This window comes from Pseudomonas sp. DD1 (assembly GCF_044510355.1).
Classification (GTDB): domain Bacteria; phylum Pseudomonadota; class Gammaproteobacteria; order Pseudomonadales; family Pseudomonadaceae; genus Aquipseudomonas; species Aquipseudomonas shahriarae.
The window spans coordinates 54,648-72,568 of sequence record NZ_MSAJ01000037.1; the positions used below are offsets into that span (position 1 = coordinate 54,648).

Genomic DNA, 17,921 nt, shown 5'->3' on the forward strand with positions numbered 1-17,921 from the left:
ATAAAGGAGAGATAAAGCAATTGAAAAAGAACGTTCTTATCATTGGTGCAGGAGGTGTCGCCAAGGTGGTGGCCCACAAGTGCGCGCAGCACAACGACGAACTCGGTCGTATTGCTATCGCGTCGCGCAACATCTCCAAATGCCAGGCCATCATCGACAGCGTCAAGGCCAAGGGTAGCCTCAAGGTACCCGCCCAGATCCAGGCCTTTGCCCTGAACGCCCTGGACGTGGAAGCGACCAAGGCACTGATCCGCGAAACCGAATCGCAGATCGTCATCAACGTCGGCTCCGCCTTCCTCAACATGTCGGTACTGCGCGCCTGCATCGATACCGGCGTGGCTTACCTCGACACCGCCATCCACGAAGAGCCGGGCAAGGTCTGCGAGACCCCGCCGTGGTACGGCAACTACGAGTGGAACCACCTGGAGGAATGCAAGCAGAAGAACATCACTGCGATCCTCGGTGTGGGTTTTGACCCAGGTGTGGTCAACGCCTATGCGGCGCTGGCGCAACAACAGCATTTTGACCGAATTGATTCGATCGACATTCTCGACGTCAATGCCGGCAGCCACGGCAAATATTTCGCCACCAATTTCGACCCGGAAATCAACTTCCGCGAATTCACCGGGCAGGTGTGGAGCTGGCAGAACAGCCAGTGGACCAGCAACACCATGTTCGAAGTAAAACGTACCGACGACCTGCCGGTAGTGGGTTCACAGAACCTGTACCTGACCGGCCACGATGAAGTGCACTCGTTGTCGAAAAACCTCGACGTGCCCAACGTGCGGTTCTGGATGAGCTTCGGCGAACACTACATCAATGTGTTCACCGTACTGAACAACCTCGGCCTGCTCTCCGAGAAACCGGTCACCACCGCCGAAGGCCTGGAAGTGGTGCCTTTGAAACTGGTCAAGGCCGTGCTGCCTGACCCGTCCTCGCTGGCACCGGGCTACACCGGCAAGACCTGCATCGGCGACCTGGTCAAGGGCACCAAGGATGGCCAGCCACGCGAGCTGTTCATCTACAACGTGGCCGACCACGAAGACGCCTTTGCCGAAACCGAAAGCCAGGGCATCTCCTACACCGCCGGCGTACCACCGGTAGCCGCTGCGCTGCTGGTGGCCCGTGGCGAGTGGGACGTGCAACGCATGGCCAACGTTGAAGAACTGCCAGCCGAGCCGTTCCTCAAGGCACTGGACGTGATGGGCCTGCCGACCCGTATCAAGGACGAAAAAGGCGACCGCGCCTGGGATGCTATCGCCTGATAGCGTCTTGATTGACGGATCGCTCCCACGTCCTGTGGGAGCGATCAAAAACATTGCCCGGATCGTTGCATGGGCGGATATCAATGTTGCCAGTGCCTAAGCTATCGCAGGCAAGCCAGCTCCCACAGGGTTTATCGGTGTTTGCAGGATCTGCGCACCTTCACGTGGGCGTCCTACAGCGAACTCGTTATGCCAGCTGGCCCAAATTAATGTGGGAGCTGTCGAGCCCCAGCGAGGCTGCGATGGCGGCAGTATTGCTGGCATTGATGTTGGCTGACCTACCGCTATCGTAGCCTCGCTAAAGCTCGACAACTCCCACAGGGTTTGTCGGTGTTTGCGGGATCTTCGCACCTTAACGCGGGCGTCCTACAGCGAACACGCAATGCCATCTGGCCCAAAACAATGTGGGAGCTGTCGAGCCCCAGCGAGGCTGCGATGGCGGCGGTACTGCTGGCATTGATATTGGTTGACCAACCGCTATCGTAGCCTCGCTAAAGCTCGACACCTCCCACAGGGTTTATCGGTGTTTGCAGGATCTGCGCACCTTAACGTGGGCGTCCTACAGCGAACTCGTTATGCCAGCTGGCCCAAATTAATGTGGGAGCTGTCGAGCCCCAGCGAGGCTGCGATGGCGGCAGTATTGCTGGCATTGATGTTGGCTGACCCACCGCTATCGTAGCCTCGCTAAAGCTCGACAACTCCCACAGGGTTTATCGGTGTTTGCGAGATCTGCGTCTTTGAACGCTGGGGCTCTGGAGCGAGCACGCTATTAACGCTGCCCCAAAACAATGTGGGAGCTGTCGAGCCCCAGCGAGGCTGCGATGGCGGCGGTACTGCTGGCATTGATGCTGGCTGACCCACCGCTATCGTAGCCTCGCTAAAGCTCGACAACTCCCACAAGGTTTGTCGGTGTTTGTGGGATCTGCGCACCTTAATGCTGGCGTCCTACAGCGAACACGCAATGCCATCTGGCCCAAATTAATGTGGGAGCTGTCGAGCCCCAGCGAGGCTGCGATGGCGGCGGTACTGCTGGCATTGATATTGGTTGACCAACCGCTATCGTAGCCTCGCTAAAGCTCGACAACTCCCACAGGGTTTATTGGTGTTTGCGGGATGTGCGCACCTTAACGCTGGCGCACCAGATGCTTCCTACATCCGTTTCAGGTTGTCCCTCGGAAAGGTGCTGACTAACCTTCCCGTTGCCGCTGCCAAATCAGCGGCCGGATTTGACCGTCCGACCAAACCAGTACGCTACAGCACCCCAGACCTATTTCAGGCGTTTTTCTTATGTCTGATGTATCGTGTCGCGGCAGCTGTGCGCGGGATACCTTCGGGTATGCCGGAATCACTGGTTTCCGGTCGGTCAACCCGCGTACAGCTGCCACCCTACTCGTTTGACCGCGAACGGTGGCAGCTCCACCTACCAGGAGCTTCACCATGATCAAACACAGCCCCAACCCCCCACCCAGCTACGATGCCAGTCTTCTGCGCGATGCGGCGGATCGTGCGATCAACCACTATCTGCACCCCGAGCCCCCCACCCCAACCGCTCAACCCAGCGACCCGGCGTCAGCAGCATTATTTACCGTGCGCACCGACCTGGACGCCGAAACCCTGCTGATCAATGCCTCGCAAGACCTGGCGTCGATCAACGTGATCGCCACGCACCTGGCCTTTGAAGTCGACGGTACGCACCGCAGCGTGGCGCTGGGCCTTTGCCGGATGCTCGAAGGCGTGCAGCTGCTGGTCGACCAGGCGCTGGATGGCTGCGCACAACCGGCCCTGTAGAGCTGGAATGCCGTTTTATGTAGGAGCGAGCTCGCTCCTACAATTACCGGTTGTTGCACCCCCCCTCGCACAAAAGGTAGTATTGAGAACGATTCACAATACCACCCTGAGAAAGTCGACCCGTGCAGTCACCTCCAATCCGCAAGCTGGGCTTCTTTTTCAACGACCATCACCGTTGGCTGCTGCAACATATCCAGCATCGCGTGCGTAACCATGCCGATGCCGAAGACACCGCCGCCGATACCTTCTGCCAGATGCTCGCCGCCCGGGTCGACCCCGACAGCATCGAGCAACCCCGGGCCTATCTCTCGACCATTGCACGCCGGCTGATTTTTGATCGTTACCGCCGCAGCCGTCTGGAAACCGCCTACCTGGAACGCCTGGCCGCTGCCCCCGAAGCCTTGGCGCCCTCCCCCGAAGACCAATTGCAACTGATCCAGGCCCTGGTCGCGATTGACCGTGCCCTCGACGGCTTGCCGCTGATCGTCAAGGCCACGTTCCTTTATAGCCAGCTGGACGGCATGAGTTACGTGGCGATTGCGCGCAAGTTGCAGTTGTCCGAACGCACCGTCAGCCGCTACATGAAACAGGCCCTGCGCCAGTGCTACCTGGCCGAGCTGGCCCCGTGAGCAAGGCGCGCCTGGACCCGGTCAGCGAGCAGGCCATCGACTGGATGGTGCGCCTGCGCGCCGGCAAAACGGATGCGCGGATGCAGGAACGCTTCAATGCCTGGCTGGCCCTGGACCCGGCTCACGCCCAGGCCTGGGCCCGTTTGCAGGAGCGCCTGGGCGGCTCGTGGAACACCCTGCGCACCCTCGAAAAACGCCTGCCCGGTGAAGCGCGACAAGTGCTGTTGCAGCCCCATGGTTCGCGGCGTGACATGCTGCGCGCCATCGGCGGCCTGGGATTGCTGGGCGGCGGCCTATGGCTGGCGGCGCGCAGCCCGCTGGGCGACAACCTGTTGGCCGACCTGCACACCGCGCGCGGCCAGCGCCAGACATTCACCCTGGCCGATGGCAGCCGCCTGAGCCTGAATGCGCAGAGCGCGGTGGATGTGCAATTCGACCCACACCAGCGCCTGATCATCCTGCGCCACGGCGAACTGGTGATTCAGGTGGCGGCCGATGCGCAACGGCCGCTGCGCGTGCGCACTGCCCAGGGCAGCATCCAGGCCCTCGGCACGCGCTTCCTGGTGAGCCAGGAGCCGCAGGCTACACGGCTGGTGGTGCTGGAACACTCGGTGCAGGCGACCCTGCGCAACGGCGTGCAGCGCACCGTGCTGGAGGGCCAAGCCGTAATGCTGCAGGCCGATCGCATCGAGCCGCTGGCCGGCAACCAGGGCTTCCGGGCCGACTGGCTCGCCGGGCACCTGAGTGTGCTGGACGACTCCCTGGAACAGGTGGTCAACGCCCTGCGCCCGTACAGCCGTGGTTTTGTGCGCGTCGATCCTCAGGTGCGCGACTTGCGCGTGCAGGGGGTGTTCCCCCTCAACGACCCGCACCGCGCCTTCGGCGCCCTGGCCGAAACCCTGCCGATCCGGGTCGATCACTACAGCCCGTGGCTGACCCTGATTCGCGCCAAATAACCCGGGCAACATTTTTTATGCAAATAACTCTTATTTGTGTCCGGTTTTCATTTTTCGTCCCACCTATCTCCTGACACGTCCACACCTTCAGGAGAATGCTGTGCTCAACCCTTGGCCCCACGCCCTTTCTGTCGCCGTTGCCCTGGCAACCCTGGCGAGCCCTGCCCTGGTGCAGGCGCAAAGCCTGTCTTTCAACCTGCCGGCCGGCCCGCTGGCGCAAACGCTGAACGCCATTGCCAGCCAGAGCGGGCGCATTGTGTCCCTGGACCCGGTGCTGGTGCAGGGCAAGCAGGCCAATGCCGTGATTGGCCAGATGCCGGCCGAACAGGCCATGGACCGTGCGTTGTCGGGCAGCGGCTTGCAGTTGCGCATCACCGAGCAAGGTAATTTCAGCGTCGAGCCTGCCACCGACACGGGCAGCGCGCTGCAATTGGGCGTGACCTCGATTGTCGAGCACAGCATCGACCCCACCACCACCGAAGGCAGCGGTTCCTACGCCGCACGCGCGGTGACAATCGGCAAGGGCACCCACACCCTCAAGGAAATCCCCCAGTCGATCACGGTGATGACCCGCAAGCAAATGGATGACCAGGACCTGGTCGACCTCAAGGACGCCGTCAACCACACCACCGGCCTGGTGGGCGTGCAAGGTGTGGGCAAAGGCATGATCATCACCTCCCGCGGCTTCCAGATCGACGACTGGCAGTACGACGGCGTGCCGATCCCGCGCAATACCTACGCCCTGGGCAACTGGGCGACCCAGGACATGATTTTCTTCGACCGCCTGGAAGTACTGCGCGGCGCCTCCGGCCTGCTGCAGGGCACCGGCAGCCCCGGTGGCGCAATCAACCTGGTGCGCAAGCGCGGGCAGACGGCGCCCACCGTGGCCCTTACCGCCAAGGCCGGCAGTTGGGACCACTACGGCCTGCAACTGGACGCCGGCGGCCCGCTGAACCAGAGCGGCACGATCCGTGGGCGGATGGTGGCCGACGAAGACCAGAGCGATTCGTTCATCGACTACGAATGGAGCAAGACCCACTCGCTGTACGGCGCCCTGGACTTCGACCTGCAGGAAGACACCACCCTGGGCCTGGCCGTCAGCCGCACCAATGCCGAATCCCGGCCGATGCTGCGGGGCCTGCCGCGCTACAGCACGGGCAAGTCGATTGACCTGTCACGCTCCACCTTCAGCGGCTCGCGCTGGAACCACTCGCAGATCGACGTCACCACCCTGTATGCCGACCTGGAGCATCGCTTCAACGACGACTGGAAGTTCAAGGTCGGCGCGGTGCGCATGAGCGAAGAAAACACCTCCACCCACCAGCGCGTGCAGAGTACCGGCAACGGCATCAACGCCGACGGCACCGGGTTGACCTATGCCGATTGGTACACCGATTTCGACGGCACCAAGATCGGCCTGGACACCCACCTCACCGGGCGTTTCGAAGCACTGTCCATGGCCCAGGAAATTACGCTGGGCGGCAACTATTCCAAATACACGTCCAACGACATCATTGCCCGGACCTTCAATAAAAGCACCGACAACATCTTCGACATCGACAACAACCGCCCCGAAATCAGCTACGAGGGTCTGATGAACACCCCCGGCGGCAGTGCAACACCGAGCAAATACGACATCCGCCAAAAAGGCCTGTATGGCAGTTGGCGCGTCAAGCCCATCGACCCGTTGACCCTGGTACTCGGCGCCCGTGTCAGTTGGTATGACTACAGCTATACCTCCTCGGGCATCGCGGCGGTAACCCACGCCACCACCGTCAACGACCCCAGCACCACCAACGAAACCGGCGAAGTCACGCCCTACGCCGGGATCGTCTACGACCTGAGCCGCGAGTGGGCGGTGTACGCCAGCTACACCGACGTGTTCGAGCCACAGACCCAGCGCAACCTCAGCGGTGCGGTGGTCAAGCCGGTGATTGGCAGCAACTACGAAGTCGGGCTCAAGGGCGAACTGCTGGACGGGCGGGTCAATACCTCCCTGGCGCTGTTCCGCTACGACCAGGAAAACCGTGCGATCACCGACTACTCCCTGGGTGAAATCTGCGGCGGCACGTACTGCGCCACAGGCTCAGGCAAAGTCCGCAGCCAGGGCCTGGAAGCTGAAATCAGCGGTGAAGTGTTGAGCGGCCTGCAACTGTTTGCCGGCTATACCTACAACACCACCAAGTACCTTGAGGACCGGGATAACAAGGGCAAGGTATTCAGCCAGTGGACGCCCAAGCATATGTTGCGGGTGTGGGGCGACTACCAGTTCAGTGGCGACTGGAGCAAGGTCAGCGCCGGGTTGGGCTTTACCACCCAGAGCCATACCCTGGGGTATGAGTACAACTATGACGTGGCGGGCTACACGGTCTGGAACGCGCGGCTGGCGTATCAGATGACGCCGGAGGTGGGCTTGGCGGTCAATGCCAACAACCTGTTCGACAAGACCTACTACGCCTCAGGGTACAACCAGTTGAATGGCAACAACTTCTACGGTGATCCGCGCAATGTGATGTTCAGTGTGAAGTACACGCCGCAGTTCTGATGGGCTGACACAGCGATGGCGCTCCTGTGGACGCCATCGCTGGCGAGTTGGCTGCTGCGAACGCCGCTCACCTTATTCCCGTGGTCCACCCTGCCCAAACCGATAGATCGACAGGCAGTACAACCCCAGCGCCGCCACCGCCAGCAAGCCCCCCGCCGCGCCGATCCAGGCAAAGCCGAAATGCCCGCCGACCCAACTGCCCAGCAGCGCGCCGCCGCCGATGCCGATGTTGTAGATCCCGGAAAACATCGCCATCGCCACATCGGTCGCGTCCGGTGCCAGCACCAGGACCTTGGACTGCAGCGCCAAGCCAAAGGCCATGATCGCCATGCCCCAGAACACGCTCAACACCACCAGGTACGAAACGTCACCACTCAACGGCAACAACAGCCCCAGGCACAGCGCCAGCACCGACACGGCCACCAGCAAAAAGCGGTAAGGGTTGAAACGGTGCAGCAAGCTGAACAGTAACGACCCCATGATGCCCGCCCCGCCAAACACCAGCAGCACCAGGGTCACCGCATTGCCCCCCAGGCCCGCGACGCGTTCGACGAAGGGTTCGATATAGCTATAGGCGGTGAACTGGGCCGTGACCACCATGGCCGTCAACACGTACAGCGCCACCAGCGCCGGGCGCTTGAACAGCATCGGCAGGCTGCGCAGCGAGCCGGAGTTCTGGCTCGGCAACAGCGGCAAGGTGCGCGCCAGCCAGAACACCAGCACAGCGGCGAATCCGGCGATCACAATAAAGGTGGTGCGCCAGCCCATGGCCTCGCCCAGCAGTCGGCCCAAAGGAATGCCCAGGACCATCGCCAGTGAGGTGCCCGTGGCCAGCAAGCCCAGCGCCTGCACCTGCTTGCCCGGCGGCGCCAGGCGTACCGCCAGGGAAGCGGTGATCGACCAGAACAGCGCATGGGACAAGGCAATGCCGATGCGACTGACCATCAACAAGCCAAAACTGTTGGCCACGCTGGAGAGGATATGGCTGGCGATAAACATGCCGAACAGCACAATCAGCAACTTGCGCCGCTCGACGTTGCGGGTCAGCAACATCACCGGCAGCGACGTCAATGACACCACCCAGGCATAGATGGTGAGCATCAGGCCGACCCGGGCGATCGGCATGTCGAAGCTGGCGCCGATGGCACTGAGCAGGCCGACCGGGACGAATTCAGTGGTGTTGAACACAAAGGCCGCCAGCGCAAGGGCGATGACCGGCTGCCAGTTGGCTTGAGGTGTGGTGGTGGAAGTACTCATCGACAGGTCGTTTTACTCAGTTGCGCGCCGATCCTGACGGCCCGATGCCTGCCCTTGAGCGGCGCCGAAAAATAGTAACACGATGGCTCAGGGATCGACTTGCGCCATGATCTCGGGAATCGACTCCGGGCGCTTGGCATAGCGCTGGGCCAGTACCGCGCAGACCATCAACTGGATCTGGTGGAACAGCATCAGCGGCAGGATCAACACGCCCATGGTGCTGCCGGCAAACAACACCTGGGCCATTGGCACCCCGGTGGCCAGGCTTTTTTTCGAGCCGCAGAACAGGATGGTGATGCGGTCTTCCTGGTTAAAACCGAACGCCTTGCCCAAGAGCGCGGAAGCCATCAGCACCAGCGCCAGCAGGATGCAGCAGGCCACCACCAGGCCGCCCAGCTCCCACAGGGGGATCTGGTGCCAGATGCCTTCGTTGACCGCCTCGCTGAAGGCGCCGTAGACCACCAGCAGGATCGAACCCTGATCGACGAATTTCAGCCAGTTTTTATTGCGCCCCACCCACGCACCGATCCAGCGTCGGGCGATCTGCCCGGCAATAAACGGCAGCAGCAATTGCACGCTGATCTTGAGAATCGCATCCACCGTGGAGCCGCCGTCGCCATGCACATTGAGCAACAAGGCCACCAGCAACGGCGTAAGGAAGATACCGAACAGGCTGGACGCCGCCGCGCTGCAAATCGCCGCCGGGATATTGCCCCGCGCCAGGGAAGTAAAGGCAATCGCCGACTGCACCGTGGCCGGCAACGCACATAAGTAGAGCATGCCCATGTACAGGTCTTTGCCGATCATCGGCGACAACAGCGGCTTGAGCGCCAGGCCCAGCAGCGGGAACAGCACGAAGGTCAGGCTGAACACCAGCAGATGCAAACGCCAGTGCCCGGCACCGGCGACGATGGCCTGGCGCGACAGCTTGGCGCCATGCAGGAAAAACAGCAGCGCGATGGCCAGGTTAGTCACCCAGCCAAACGCCACGGCGGCCTGGCCGCTGACCGGCAACAAGGAGGCGAGAACCACCGTGGCAATCAGGATCAGGGTGAAGTTATCAGGTAAAAACCGGGGGCGTTTCATTAGCTGTTCTTCCAGGGGTTGCCAGGGCGTCGTGGCGACTCTAACGTAACGGCTGCTTACCGACTAACGCCAATGAGCCAGTAAATGCCGCCAAAAGGACATGAAAAGGCCGTTCGCCGCAGCATCCCCGGGCTCGCCAGCCTGCCGCGCCCGGTGTATGGCCGCACCGAATCCCTGCCCAACCGCGCCCTGACCCGCCGCCATAGCCACCCGTGGGTGCAGTTGTCGTACGCGATCTGCGGGGTACTGGAAATCCACACCAGTGCCGGGCGCTTTGTCGCCCCGCCGCAGCGCGCGGTGTGGATCCCGGCGGGGGTGCCCCACCGCGTGTTCAGCTCGCCCCACACCGAAATGCGCAGCCTGTACCTGGACTGCAGCGTGACGAGCTGGGCCGTGGAACGTTGCCAGGTCCTGGCGGTAAGCGACCTGCTGCGCGAGTTGATCCGCCGTTTCAGCGAACTGCCGGTGGAATATGCCGAAGACGGCCCGGACGGGCGCCTGGCCCTGGTGCTGCTGGACCAGTTGGCCGCCGCGCCGCAGGTTGACCTGATGCTGCCCCTGCCTGTGGACAGCCGGCTGCGACAGATCTATCGCAGCTTGAGCCTGCACCCGGAACAGGCAACCACCCTGGGGCAGTGGAGCCAGAAGTTGGGGGTCAGTGAGAAAACCTTGAGCCGGTTGTTCTTGCGCGATACCGGCCTGACCTATCGCGCCTGGCGCCAACGGCTGCGACTGCTCAGCGCCCTGCCCGACCTGGAACGCGGGGAACGGGTGACGGATGTAGCGCTGGGCTGTGGGTATGAGTCGGTTTCGGCGTTTATCGCAGCGTTTCGCCAGCAGTTTGATGCGACGCCAGGGGAGTTTTTTCGCTGACTGAATACCGCGGCTTTTGACCGTCCACAATCCCCCTGTGGGAGCGGGCTTGCTCGCGAAGGCGGTGTGTCAGTCGATAAATTCAGTGACTGAACCACCGCCTTCGCGAGCAAGCCCGCTCCCACAGGGGATCTTGGCCGGGCACAACGTTTTGGCCACACCACCCATCAAATGTGGGAGCTGGCTTGCCTGCGATGGCGGTGTACCTGTCATCAATGAGAGTGACTGGACCACCGCTGAATCGCGGGCAAGCCCGCTCCCACAGGGGATCTTGGCCGGGCACAGCGTTTTGGCCACACCACCTATCAAATGTGGGAGCTGGCTTGCCTGCGATGGCGGTGTACCTGTCATCAAAGAGAGTGACTGGACCACCGCTGAATCGCGGGCAAGCCCGCTCCCACAGGGGATCTTGGCCGGGCACAGCGTTTTGGCCACACCACCCATCAAATGTGGGAGCTGGCTTGCCTGCGATGGCGGTGTACCTGTCATCAATGAGAGAGACTGGACCACCGCTATCGCGGGCAAGCCCGCTCCCACATTTTTGACGTCAGCGCAACAAAGACGAACTCGCACGCACCTGCAGCTGCGGCGCCACCTTGATCGACTCGACAGCCTCGCCCTCGATGCGCTTGAGCAGCAGTTCAACCGCATGGCGGCCCATCTCTGCCAAGGGCAGGCGCACGCTGGTCAGGGGAACCATCAGTTCGTTGGCCAGCGGTATGTCATTGAAGCCCACCACGGCAATGTCCTTGCCCGGCATCAAGCCCTTGTCACGCGCAGCACCCATCAGGCCGATGGCCAGGAAGTCATTGACCGCAAAAAACGCCTGGGGCCGTGGGTTCAGGCTCAGCAGATACTCGCCCTGGCGATGCCCGGTCAGGCTGTCAAAAGGACCATTGAGCGTCCACTCCGGGCGTAGCGTGATGCCTTGCTCACGAAAGTAGCGGGTAAACCCACGGGTGCGATCCGCCCCGGTCGAGGCGTGCCGCTCACCCGCCAGAATGGCCACATCGCGACAGCCCAATTGGTACAAGTGCTCGGCCGCCAACCAGCCGCCCAACTCATCGTCACTGCACGCCGCCAGATGCCCGGCAATCTGCCGGCTGACCAACACGTAGGGGATGTGCTTGCGCGTCAACAGGTCGAGCAGCGGCTGGCTTTCGCCCACATGGGAGTCACCGACGATCAGCCCGGCCACCGAGCGGCGCAAGGCGTGCTCGGCACGCGCCATCTGGCGTGGCTGCTGGTCGTCGGTATTGGAAACGAAGGTGAGGTAGCCGGCCTGTTCGGCGGCACTGTCGATGCTGTCATAAATGGTCGCCATCACCAGGTCGGTGAGCCTGGGCATGAGCACACAGATTTCCTGGCTTTTGCGCAACTTCAGGCTCGATGCCTGGGTGTTCGGCCGGTAATCCAGCTCTTTGGCCAATGCACGAATGCGCGCCACCACTTCGGCCGAGGCCGCTCGCTCGACCCCGGCCGGGTCGCCATTGAGTACCCGGGACACCGTGGACACATGCACGCCCAGTGCGGTCGCCATGGATTTCAGGGTGGCAGGGCGAGATGGGCTCGGCATGGTGGAGAGGCTTCCAACTGTCTGATATTTAGCGCGCAGATTCTACCCGAACGGGCGTGTCGCAGCCGCAGGTAAATTTTTACCCAAACGTTTGACTAAAATTTTTACGAGCCTTACATTTCGCCAACCCAAACGTTTGGGCAAACAATAAAAAATACGCCGGACGCGGCCGACTTTTTGACTTCTGCCATCATTTTGAAGAGTCAGATCCCTATGAACAGCCCCGCTATCCCGTCTTTCCGCTACCAGATTTTCTTCCTGATCATGCTGATGGCACTGCTCAACTACATCGACCGCGGTGCGATTGCCTATGCGTCGGCGAGCATTCTGCCCGAGTACGGTTTCGACAAGGCCGACTGGGGCAACGTGCTGGGTTACTTCGGCTACGGCTACATCCTGGGGGCATTGGTCGGTGGCATTCTGGCCGACCGTTTTGGTGCCAAGCGCATCTGGCTGATCGCCGGCGCCACGTGGTCGATCTTTGAAATTGCCACGGCCTTTGCCGGTGACTTCGGGCTGGCGTTCCTCGGCGGCTCGGCCATGGCCGGTTTCGCCACGATCCGCGTGATGTTCGGGTTTGCCGAAGGTCCGGCGTACTCGGTGATCAACAAGAGCGTGGCCAACTGGGCCACGCCCAAGGAGCGCGGTTTTGTGGTTTCGGTCGGCCTGCTCAGCACACCCTTGGGGGCACTGCTCACCGCACCGGTGGCCGTGGGCCTGCAAACCCTGACCGGCAGCTGGCGCAGCATGTTCGTGGTGCTGGGCGTGGCCAGTCTGGCGCTGCTGATCTATTTCATGACCCGTTTCACCAACACCCCGGATGAAAACCCACGGGTGTCCAAGGCCGAACTCGACTTCCTGCGTAAAGAGCGCGCCGAAGCCTCTAATGCCTCGACCCCCACCACCAGCGTCGCGCCGGTCTGGCACTTCTTCAAGAACAAGGACCTGCTGCTCAATGCCGTCGGTTACTTCTCGTTTGTGTACGTGACGTTCCTGCTGCTGACCTGGACCCCCAAGTACCTGCAGGATGAGTTCCACTACAACCTGTCGTCGCTGTGGTACATGGGCATGATCCCGTGGACCGGCGCCTGCTTCACCGTGCTGCTGGGCGGCAAAATATCGGACTGGCTGCTGCGCCGCACCGGCAACCTGAAAGTCGCCCGCAGTTGGCTGGCCGCGACCTGCCTGCTGCTGACAACCTTGTGTTTCATCATGGTGTCCCAGGCCCAGACTGTCTGGGGCGTGATTGCCTTGATGACGTTGGCCAACGCCTTGAACGCCCTGCCCAACTCCGTCTACTGGGCCGTGGTGATCGACACTGCGCCGTCCAATCGGGTTGGCGCCTACAGCGGCATGACGCACTTTATCGCCAACACCGCTTCGTTTATCGCCCCGATGCTCACGGGCTACCTGACCGTTCATTACGGCTATTCGTCGATGTTCGTGGCCGCCGCAGTGGCCACGGCGCTGGGCATGAGCGCAATGCTGATGGTGCGCCCAGGTGGTCGCCAGGTCGCCCCACCCTTTGTACCCGCAGCTGTTTGATGGAGTTGTTTATATGAGCCTGGTGAAGCCTACCCACGCTGGATATTTTTGCGGTCAGTCGATCATCACGCTGGCCGCGCGCCTGCGGGCTGGTAGCGTGACCAGTGTCGAGCTGACGCAAGCCGCCCTGGACAGCATCGAGCGCTTGAATCCGCGATTAAATGCGTTCGTTCAAGTCGATGCCTGCGTCGCCCTGGCCCAGGCGCGCAAGGCCGACGCGCTGTTGGCCCAAGGCCTGGACCTGGGCCCGCTGCACGGCATGCCGGTCGCGGTCAAAGACAACATCGACACGTTTGACTACATCACCACCTACGGCTCCGCGCATTTCGAGGGTTTCCAGCCGGACCGCGATGCCCTGTGCGTACAGCGGGTGCGCGAAGCCGGGGCGGTGATTATCGGCAAGACCCTGACCCACGAATTCGCCTACGGCCCGACCGGCGACCGCTCGTTGCAAGGTGCTGCACGCAACCCGTGGGATGCCCGTTGCATCACTGGCGGCTCCAGCGCCGGCAGTGCCGCGGCGGTGGCCAGCGGCATGGTGCCGCTGGCCCTGGGTACCGACACCGGCGGCTCGATCCGGATCCCTTCGGCCTTGTGCGGCACGGTCGGCTTCAAGCCCTCGTTTGCCTGCGTGCCGGTGGACGGGGTGTTCCCGCTGTCATCGAGTCTCGACCACGTAGGCCCCATCGCCAACCATGTCGAAGATGCGCGCCTGTTGTTCGAGGTGTTGGCCGGACGCGCCGGTACGCCTGCAACCAACCCGCAGCCGCTGCGGGTTGGCTGGATTACTTGCCCCAGCTTCGGCCCGGTCGACGCCGATGTGCATCAGCAGATCTATGGTGCAGCGCAGCAGCTGTTTGGCGACGCACTGCAGGAGACCGACGAACTGCACCACATGGCGGCGGGCATGAAAGACACCCTGCTGACACTGCAACGTGCCGAGGCCTTCGAGGTGCATGCCGAACGCATGCGGGATGCGCCGCATAAGTTTGAACAGGAGGTACGCGAGCGTCTTGAGGTATCGGAGGAAGTCAGAGGCTGGCAATACATTCGCGCACAGGCCAGCCAGGTGCAGTACAAAGCGGCGATGGCGCGCCTGTTCGAACACTATGACTTGCTGGTTTCGCCCAGCGTGCCGATTACCGCGACCGAGGTGAATGCACGCGAGGTGCGGGTGGGCGAACAGGACATTGATGTACGCGCCGCCGTGCTCAGCTATACCAGTGCCTGGAACCTCACCGGCCTCCCCGCGCTCAGCCTGCCGGTGGGGCACGTGAGGGGCATGCCGGTGGGGTTGCAGGTGATTGGCGCCGCTGGCGCGGATGATCGGCTGTTGCAGGTGATGAGCAGGCTGTTTGTGCGGGAGTAAGGGCAAGACCCCACAGGTTGAATGTGGGATCAGGTCTTCAGCCTATTCGCCTGACGAAGCCAGAATCGCCTGCAACAACACATCCGCCCCCGCTGTGGACCAGTGCGGGTGGATCTCTTCCGCCTCGTTATGGCTCAAGCCATCCACACACGGCACAAAAATCATCGCCGTCGGCGCGACCTGGTTCAGGTAGCAGGCATCATGCCCGGCTCCGGAAATCATGCGCCGATGGCTATAGCCCAAGGCCTCGGCCGCAACCTGCACCACGTCCACGCAGTCTTTGTCGAAGGCAATCGGTGCGTACTGGAAGATCTGCTTGACGCTGGCCTGCAAGCCAATCCCCTCGGCGATACGCGCCACTGCTGCGTGCAGTTGCTGATCCTGCACGGCCAGCACCGCTTCATCGGGATGGCGGAACTCGACGCTGAAAAACACCCGCCCCGGCACCACGTTGCGCGAGTTGGGGAAGATATTGGCCATGCCCACCGTTGCCCGCCCTTCGGCGCCTTGGGCCAGGCCGATCTGGTTGACCGCCTCCACCACCCGGGCAAAACCCAGCAGTGCATCCAGGCGGTGATCCATGGGCGTGGTGCCGGCATGGGCACTGCGCCCGCTCAGCTCGACTTCATACCAACGCTGGCCCTGGGCGCCGGTGACCACACCGATGGTCAGGTCCTGGGCCTCAAGGATCGGGCCTTGCTCGATATGCAGTTCATACGCCGCATGCACCGCCTGGCCGCCCACGGGGTGCGGGCCGGCGTAGCCGATCTGTTGCAGTGCCTGGCCGATGCTTACACCGGCCTTGTCTTCGCGGGACAAGCCGTACTCCAGGTCGAACACCCCGGCATACACCCCCGAAGCAATCATCGCCGGGGCAAAACGCGAGCCTTCTTCGTTGGTCCAGTTGACCACCTCGATCGGCCGGTCGGTCTCGATGCCCAGGTCGTTCAAGGTGCGCAGCACTTCCAGGCCGGCGAGTACGCCGTAGATGCCATCGAACTTGCCGCCCGCCGGTTGCGAGTCACCGTGGGAGCCGGTCAGCACCGGGGCCAGGTGGTCATGCCGGCCGGCGCGGCGGGCGAAGATATTGCCCATGGCGTCCGCACGGATGCTGCACCCGGCCGCCGTGCACCAGGCCACGAACAGGTCGCGGCCGCGCCGGTCTTCGTCGGTCAGGGCCAGGCGCGAGACGCCGCCCTTGGGCGTGCCGCCGATCTGCGCCATTTCCATCAGCGAGTCCCACAGGCGCTCGCCGTTGACCCGGGCCAGAGCACTCACGAGCGCGGCTCCCGGGGCTTGGCGTGGTAGCGGAAGTCACAGCTTGGCGCGCCGCCCATGATGGTCTGGGTGCGCGTCAATTCAATATTGGGGTTGTAGCCGACGATAAACAGCTCGTCGCGGTTGCACGACAACAGGTGGCCGATCTCGCCCAGGCCCATCTCGTGGTACATCTCGGCATAGCGGCAGCGCTTGACGTCATAGTCGTAATGCTCGGCGTCGCTGGCGATGACCTCGACTTTCAGCGCGTCGTCCTTTTCCCACAGCACTTGCAGCTCAACGAAGCTCTTGAGGTCGGCGCCCTGCTCTTCCTGGGCGGCAAAATGCTTGCCGGCCTGGATCGCGGCGTTGCCCACCGCTTCGCCAATCACCGCTGCGGCAAAGGCCTTGCCCTGCTCGCGCACGAGGATTTCGTAGATCGGCTTGATGATCTCGGCTTCGATGCGCCGGCGGGCCAGGATGCCCAGTTCACCTTCGAGTTTGCTCATTGCATGCCTCATTCAAATGGCTACGAAGATCCAATGTTGGTGCTCCACATGTAGGAGCTGTCTCGCCGGGTGAGACAGCCCCCACTTGGGACGCTCCTACGCTTAGATCCAGCGCGTTACTTTTTGCCGCCAGCCACGCTTACCGGCTGCCATTGATTGGCCTTGACCTGGTAAACGGTGAACGACGGGTTCTGTAGATTGCCCTGGGCATCGAACGCGAGGGTGCCGGTCACACCCGGATAGCTGATGGCGCGCAGGACCGGCAGGTACTTCTGCGGGTCGGTGGAATTGGCCTGTTCGATGGCGGCGATCAGCACGCCGACACCGTCATAGGCAAACGGCGCATGCAGCTCGATATTGCTCTTGAAACGCGCCTTGTAGGCGTCTTCAAAGGCCTTGCCACCCGGCATCTGTGCCACGGCCAGGCCCGGCTCCAGGGCGATCACGCCCTCGCCTTCGTTCTGCGCCAGTTGCAGGAAGGTCTGGCTGACAAAGCCGCCCGCGCCCATCAACGGTGCCTTGATCCCCAACTGCTTGATGCGTCGGGCCAGCGGTGCAGCCTGGGAGTCGACGCCGCCAAAGAAGATCAGGTCGGGGTTTTGCCCACGGATATTGGTCAGCACCGCACTGAAGTCGATGGTCTTGTCGTCCACGTATTCACGGGCAACCACCTTGGCGCCACCGGCCTCGATGGATTTGACGAACTGGTCCGCCAGGCCCTGGCCGAATGCGGTGCGGTCGTCGATCACGGCGATACGCTGCGCCTTGAGGGTCTTGAGCGCGTAGTCGCCGGCGACCTGGCCGCCGTCATCGTCATGGCCCATGATCCGGAAACTGGTGTCGAAACCTTGCTGGGTATAGGCGTGACCGGTGGCCACTGGCGCGACCTGGGCAATCCCGGCGTCATGGTAGACCCGCGCGGCCGGGATGCTGGTGCCGGTGTTCCAGTGACCGACCACGCCAACTACGCCTTCGTCCACCAGGCGCTGGGCCACGGTGACGGCGGTGCGTGGGTCGGACTGGTCGTCTTCGGAAACCAGTTTGTACGTGACCGCTTCGCCGTTGATTTTCGGATGCTTGGCGTTGGCCTGGTCAATGGCCAGTTGCGCACCGTTTTCCAGGTCTTTGCCGATCCGCGCCGACGGGCCGGTCAAGGGCCCGGCCAGACCGATCAGGACCGTCTGGTCGGCCTGGGCCACACCGCTCAGGGCCAGGCTCAACAACAGTACGCGTTTGAAGGGGGCAGTCTTGTTCATCAGTTTTTCC

The 17,921-nt window shown here is 62.4% G+C and carries 14 protein-coding genes; 8 read left to right on the forward strand and 6 right to left on the reverse strand.

Annotated elements, in window-relative coordinates; all coding sequences use genetic code 11:
• Positions 1–20 precede the first annotated feature (20 nt).
• From PSFL_RS23430 to PSFL_RS23450, 5 genes are all read left to right on the forward strand, one after another.
• Complete coding sequence (locus PSFL_RS23430) at positions 21–1,265, forward strand: saccharopine dehydrogenase family protein (RefSeq protein ID WP_057438684.1); 1,245 nt, start codon at positions 21–23, stop codon at positions 1,263–1,265.
• Positions 1,266–2,702: 1,437 nt separating this feature from the next.
• Positions 2,703–3,053 (forward strand): DUF6124 family protein, encoded by a 351-nt coding sequence (locus PSFL_RS23435; RefSeq protein ID WP_115127998.1) that lies wholly within the window; start codon positions 2,703–2,705, stop codon positions 3,051–3,053.
• 122 nt (positions 3,054–3,175) lie between these two features.
• Positions 3,176–3,682 carry a sigma-70 family RNA polymerase sigma factor gene (locus PSFL_RS23440; protein WP_057438686.1) on the forward strand — a complete coding sequence of 169 codons (507 nt, stop codon included), beginning with the start codon at positions 3,176–3,178 and terminating at the stop codon, positions 3,680–3,682.
• The gene (locus PSFL_RS23445) at positions 3,679–4,638 is read left to right on the forward strand and encodes a FecR domain-containing protein (protein ID WP_397470534.1); all 960 of its coding nucleotides are present in this window, start codon (positions 3,679–3,681) and stop codon (positions 4,636–4,638) included. Before PSFL_RS23440 ends, PSFL_RS23445 begins: the two co-directional genes overlap by 4 nt.
• Before the next feature lie 100 nt (positions 4,639–4,738).
• A complete protein-coding gene (locus PSFL_RS23450; protein WP_076964781.1) occupies positions 4,739–7,183 on the forward strand; it encodes a TonB-dependent receptor in 2,445 nt (814 codons plus the stop codon).
• Between the two features lie 72 nt (positions 7,184–7,255).
• On the opposite strand, the gene PSFL_RS23455 is transcribed toward PSFL_RS23450, so the two are convergent.
• The gene (locus PSFL_RS23455; protein WP_057959876.1) at positions 7,256–8,440 is read right to left on the reverse strand and encodes a sugar transporter; all 1,185 of its coding nucleotides are present in this window, start codon (positions 8,438–8,440) and stop codon (positions 7,256–7,258) included.
• A gap of 87 nt (positions 8,441–8,527) precedes the next feature.
• The gene (locus tag PSFL_RS23460) at positions 8,528–9,526 is read right to left on the reverse strand and encodes a bile acid:sodium symporter family protein (RefSeq protein ID WP_076964780.1); all 999 of its coding nucleotides are present in this window, start codon (positions 9,524–9,526) and stop codon (positions 8,528–8,530) included.
• A gap of 84 nt (positions 9,527–9,610) precedes the next feature.
• Here PSFL_RS23460 and PSFL_RS23465 point away from each other — a divergent pair, with 84 nt between their 5' ends.
• A complete protein-coding gene (locus tag PSFL_RS23465; RefSeq protein WP_115127996.1) occupies positions 9,611–10,399 on the forward strand; it encodes a helix-turn-helix transcriptional regulator in 789 nt (262 codons plus the stop codon).
• 547 nt (positions 10,400–10,946) lie between these two features.
• On the opposite strand, the gene PSFL_RS23470 is transcribed toward PSFL_RS23465, so the two are convergent.
• Positions 10,947–11,975 (reverse strand): LacI family DNA-binding transcriptional regulator, encoded by a 1,029-nt coding sequence (locus PSFL_RS23470; RefSeq protein WP_198818367.1) that lies wholly within the window; start codon positions 11,973–11,975, stop codon positions 10,947–10,949.
• Between the two features lie 213 nt (positions 11,976–12,188).
• Here PSFL_RS23470 and PSFL_RS23475 point away from each other — a divergent pair, with 213 nt between their 5' ends.
• Together PSFL_RS23475 and PSFL_RS23480 are read left to right on the forward strand one after the other, a co-directional pair.
• On the forward strand, positions 12,189–13,520 hold the full coding sequence (locus tag PSFL_RS23475) for an MFS transporter (RefSeq protein ID WP_198792307.1): 1,332 nt from the start codon (positions 12,189–12,191) through the stop codon (positions 13,518–13,520).
• A gap of 13 nt (positions 13,521–13,533) precedes the next feature.
• Positions 13,534–14,889: an amidase gene (locus PSFL_RS23480; protein ID WP_397470535.1), complete on the forward strand. Its 1,356-nt coding sequence runs from the start codon at positions 13,534–13,536 to the stop codon at positions 14,887–14,889.
• A 42-nt stretch (positions 14,890–14,931) separates the two neighbouring features.
• Here the strand turns inward: PSFL_RS23480 and PSFL_RS23485 are convergent, their stop codons facing one another.
• From PSFL_RS23485 to PSFL_RS23495, 3 genes are all read right to left on the reverse strand, one after another.
• A complete protein-coding gene (locus PSFL_RS23485; protein WP_397470536.1) occupies positions 14,932–16,167 on the reverse strand; it encodes a Zn-dependent hydrolase in 1,236 nt (411 codons plus the stop codon).
• Positions 16,164–16,655: an L-2-amino-thiazoline-4-carboxylic acid hydrolase gene (locus PSFL_RS23490; RefSeq protein WP_169961185.1), complete on the reverse strand. Its 492-nt coding sequence runs from the start codon at positions 16,653–16,655 to the stop codon at positions 16,164–16,166. The genes PSFL_RS23485 and PSFL_RS23490 overlap by 4 nt, the downstream gene beginning before the upstream one ends.
• Positions 16,656–16,771: 116 nt before the next feature.
• Complete coding sequence (locus PSFL_RS23495; protein ID WP_115127991.1) at positions 16,772–17,911, reverse strand: branched-chain amino acid ABC transporter substrate-binding protein; 1,140 nt, start codon at positions 17,909–17,911, stop codon at positions 16,772–16,774.
• Between the last annotated feature and the right edge of the window lie 10 nt (positions 17,912–17,921).

What these genes read in the sequence shown, in the direction of transcription:
- PSFL_RS23475 (WP_198792307.1), top strand. Translation starts at nt 12,189, where the DNA reads ATGAACAGCCCCGCTATCCCGTCTTTCCGCTACCAGATTTTCTTCCTG.
- PSFL_RS23470 (WP_198818367.1), bottom strand. Translation starts at nt 11,975, where the DNA reads ATGCCGAGCCCATCTCGCCCTGCCACCCTGAAATCCATGGCGACCGCA.
- PSFL_RS23465 (WP_115127996.1), top strand. Translation starts at nt 9,611, where the DNA reads ATGCCGCCAAAAGGACATGAAAAGGCCGTTCGCCGCAGCATCCCCGGG.
- PSFL_RS23480 (WP_397470535.1), top strand. Translation starts at nt 13,534, where the DNA reads ATGAGCCTGGTGAAGCCTACCCACGCTGGATATTTTTGCGGTCAGTCG.
- PSFL_RS23455 (WP_057959876.1), bottom strand. Translation starts at nt 8,440, where the DNA reads ATGAGTACTTCCACCACCACACCTCAAGCCAACTGGCAGCCGGTCATC.
- PSFL_RS23460 (WP_076964780.1), bottom strand. Translation starts at nt 9,526, where the DNA reads ATGAAACGCCCCCGGTTTTTACCTGATAACTTCACCCTGATCCTGATT.
- PSFL_RS23490 (WP_169961185.1), bottom strand. Translation starts at nt 16,655, where the DNA reads ATGAGCAAACTCGAAGGTGAACTGGGCATCCTGGCCCGCCGGCGCATC.
- PSFL_RS23495 (WP_115127991.1), bottom strand. Translation starts at nt 17,911, where the DNA reads ATGAACAAGACTGCCCCCTTCAAACGCGTACTGTTGTTGAGCCTGGCC.
- PSFL_RS23435 (WP_115127998.1), top strand. Translation starts at nt 2,703, where the DNA reads ATGATCAAACACAGCCCCAACCCCCCACCCAGCTACGATGCCAGTCTT.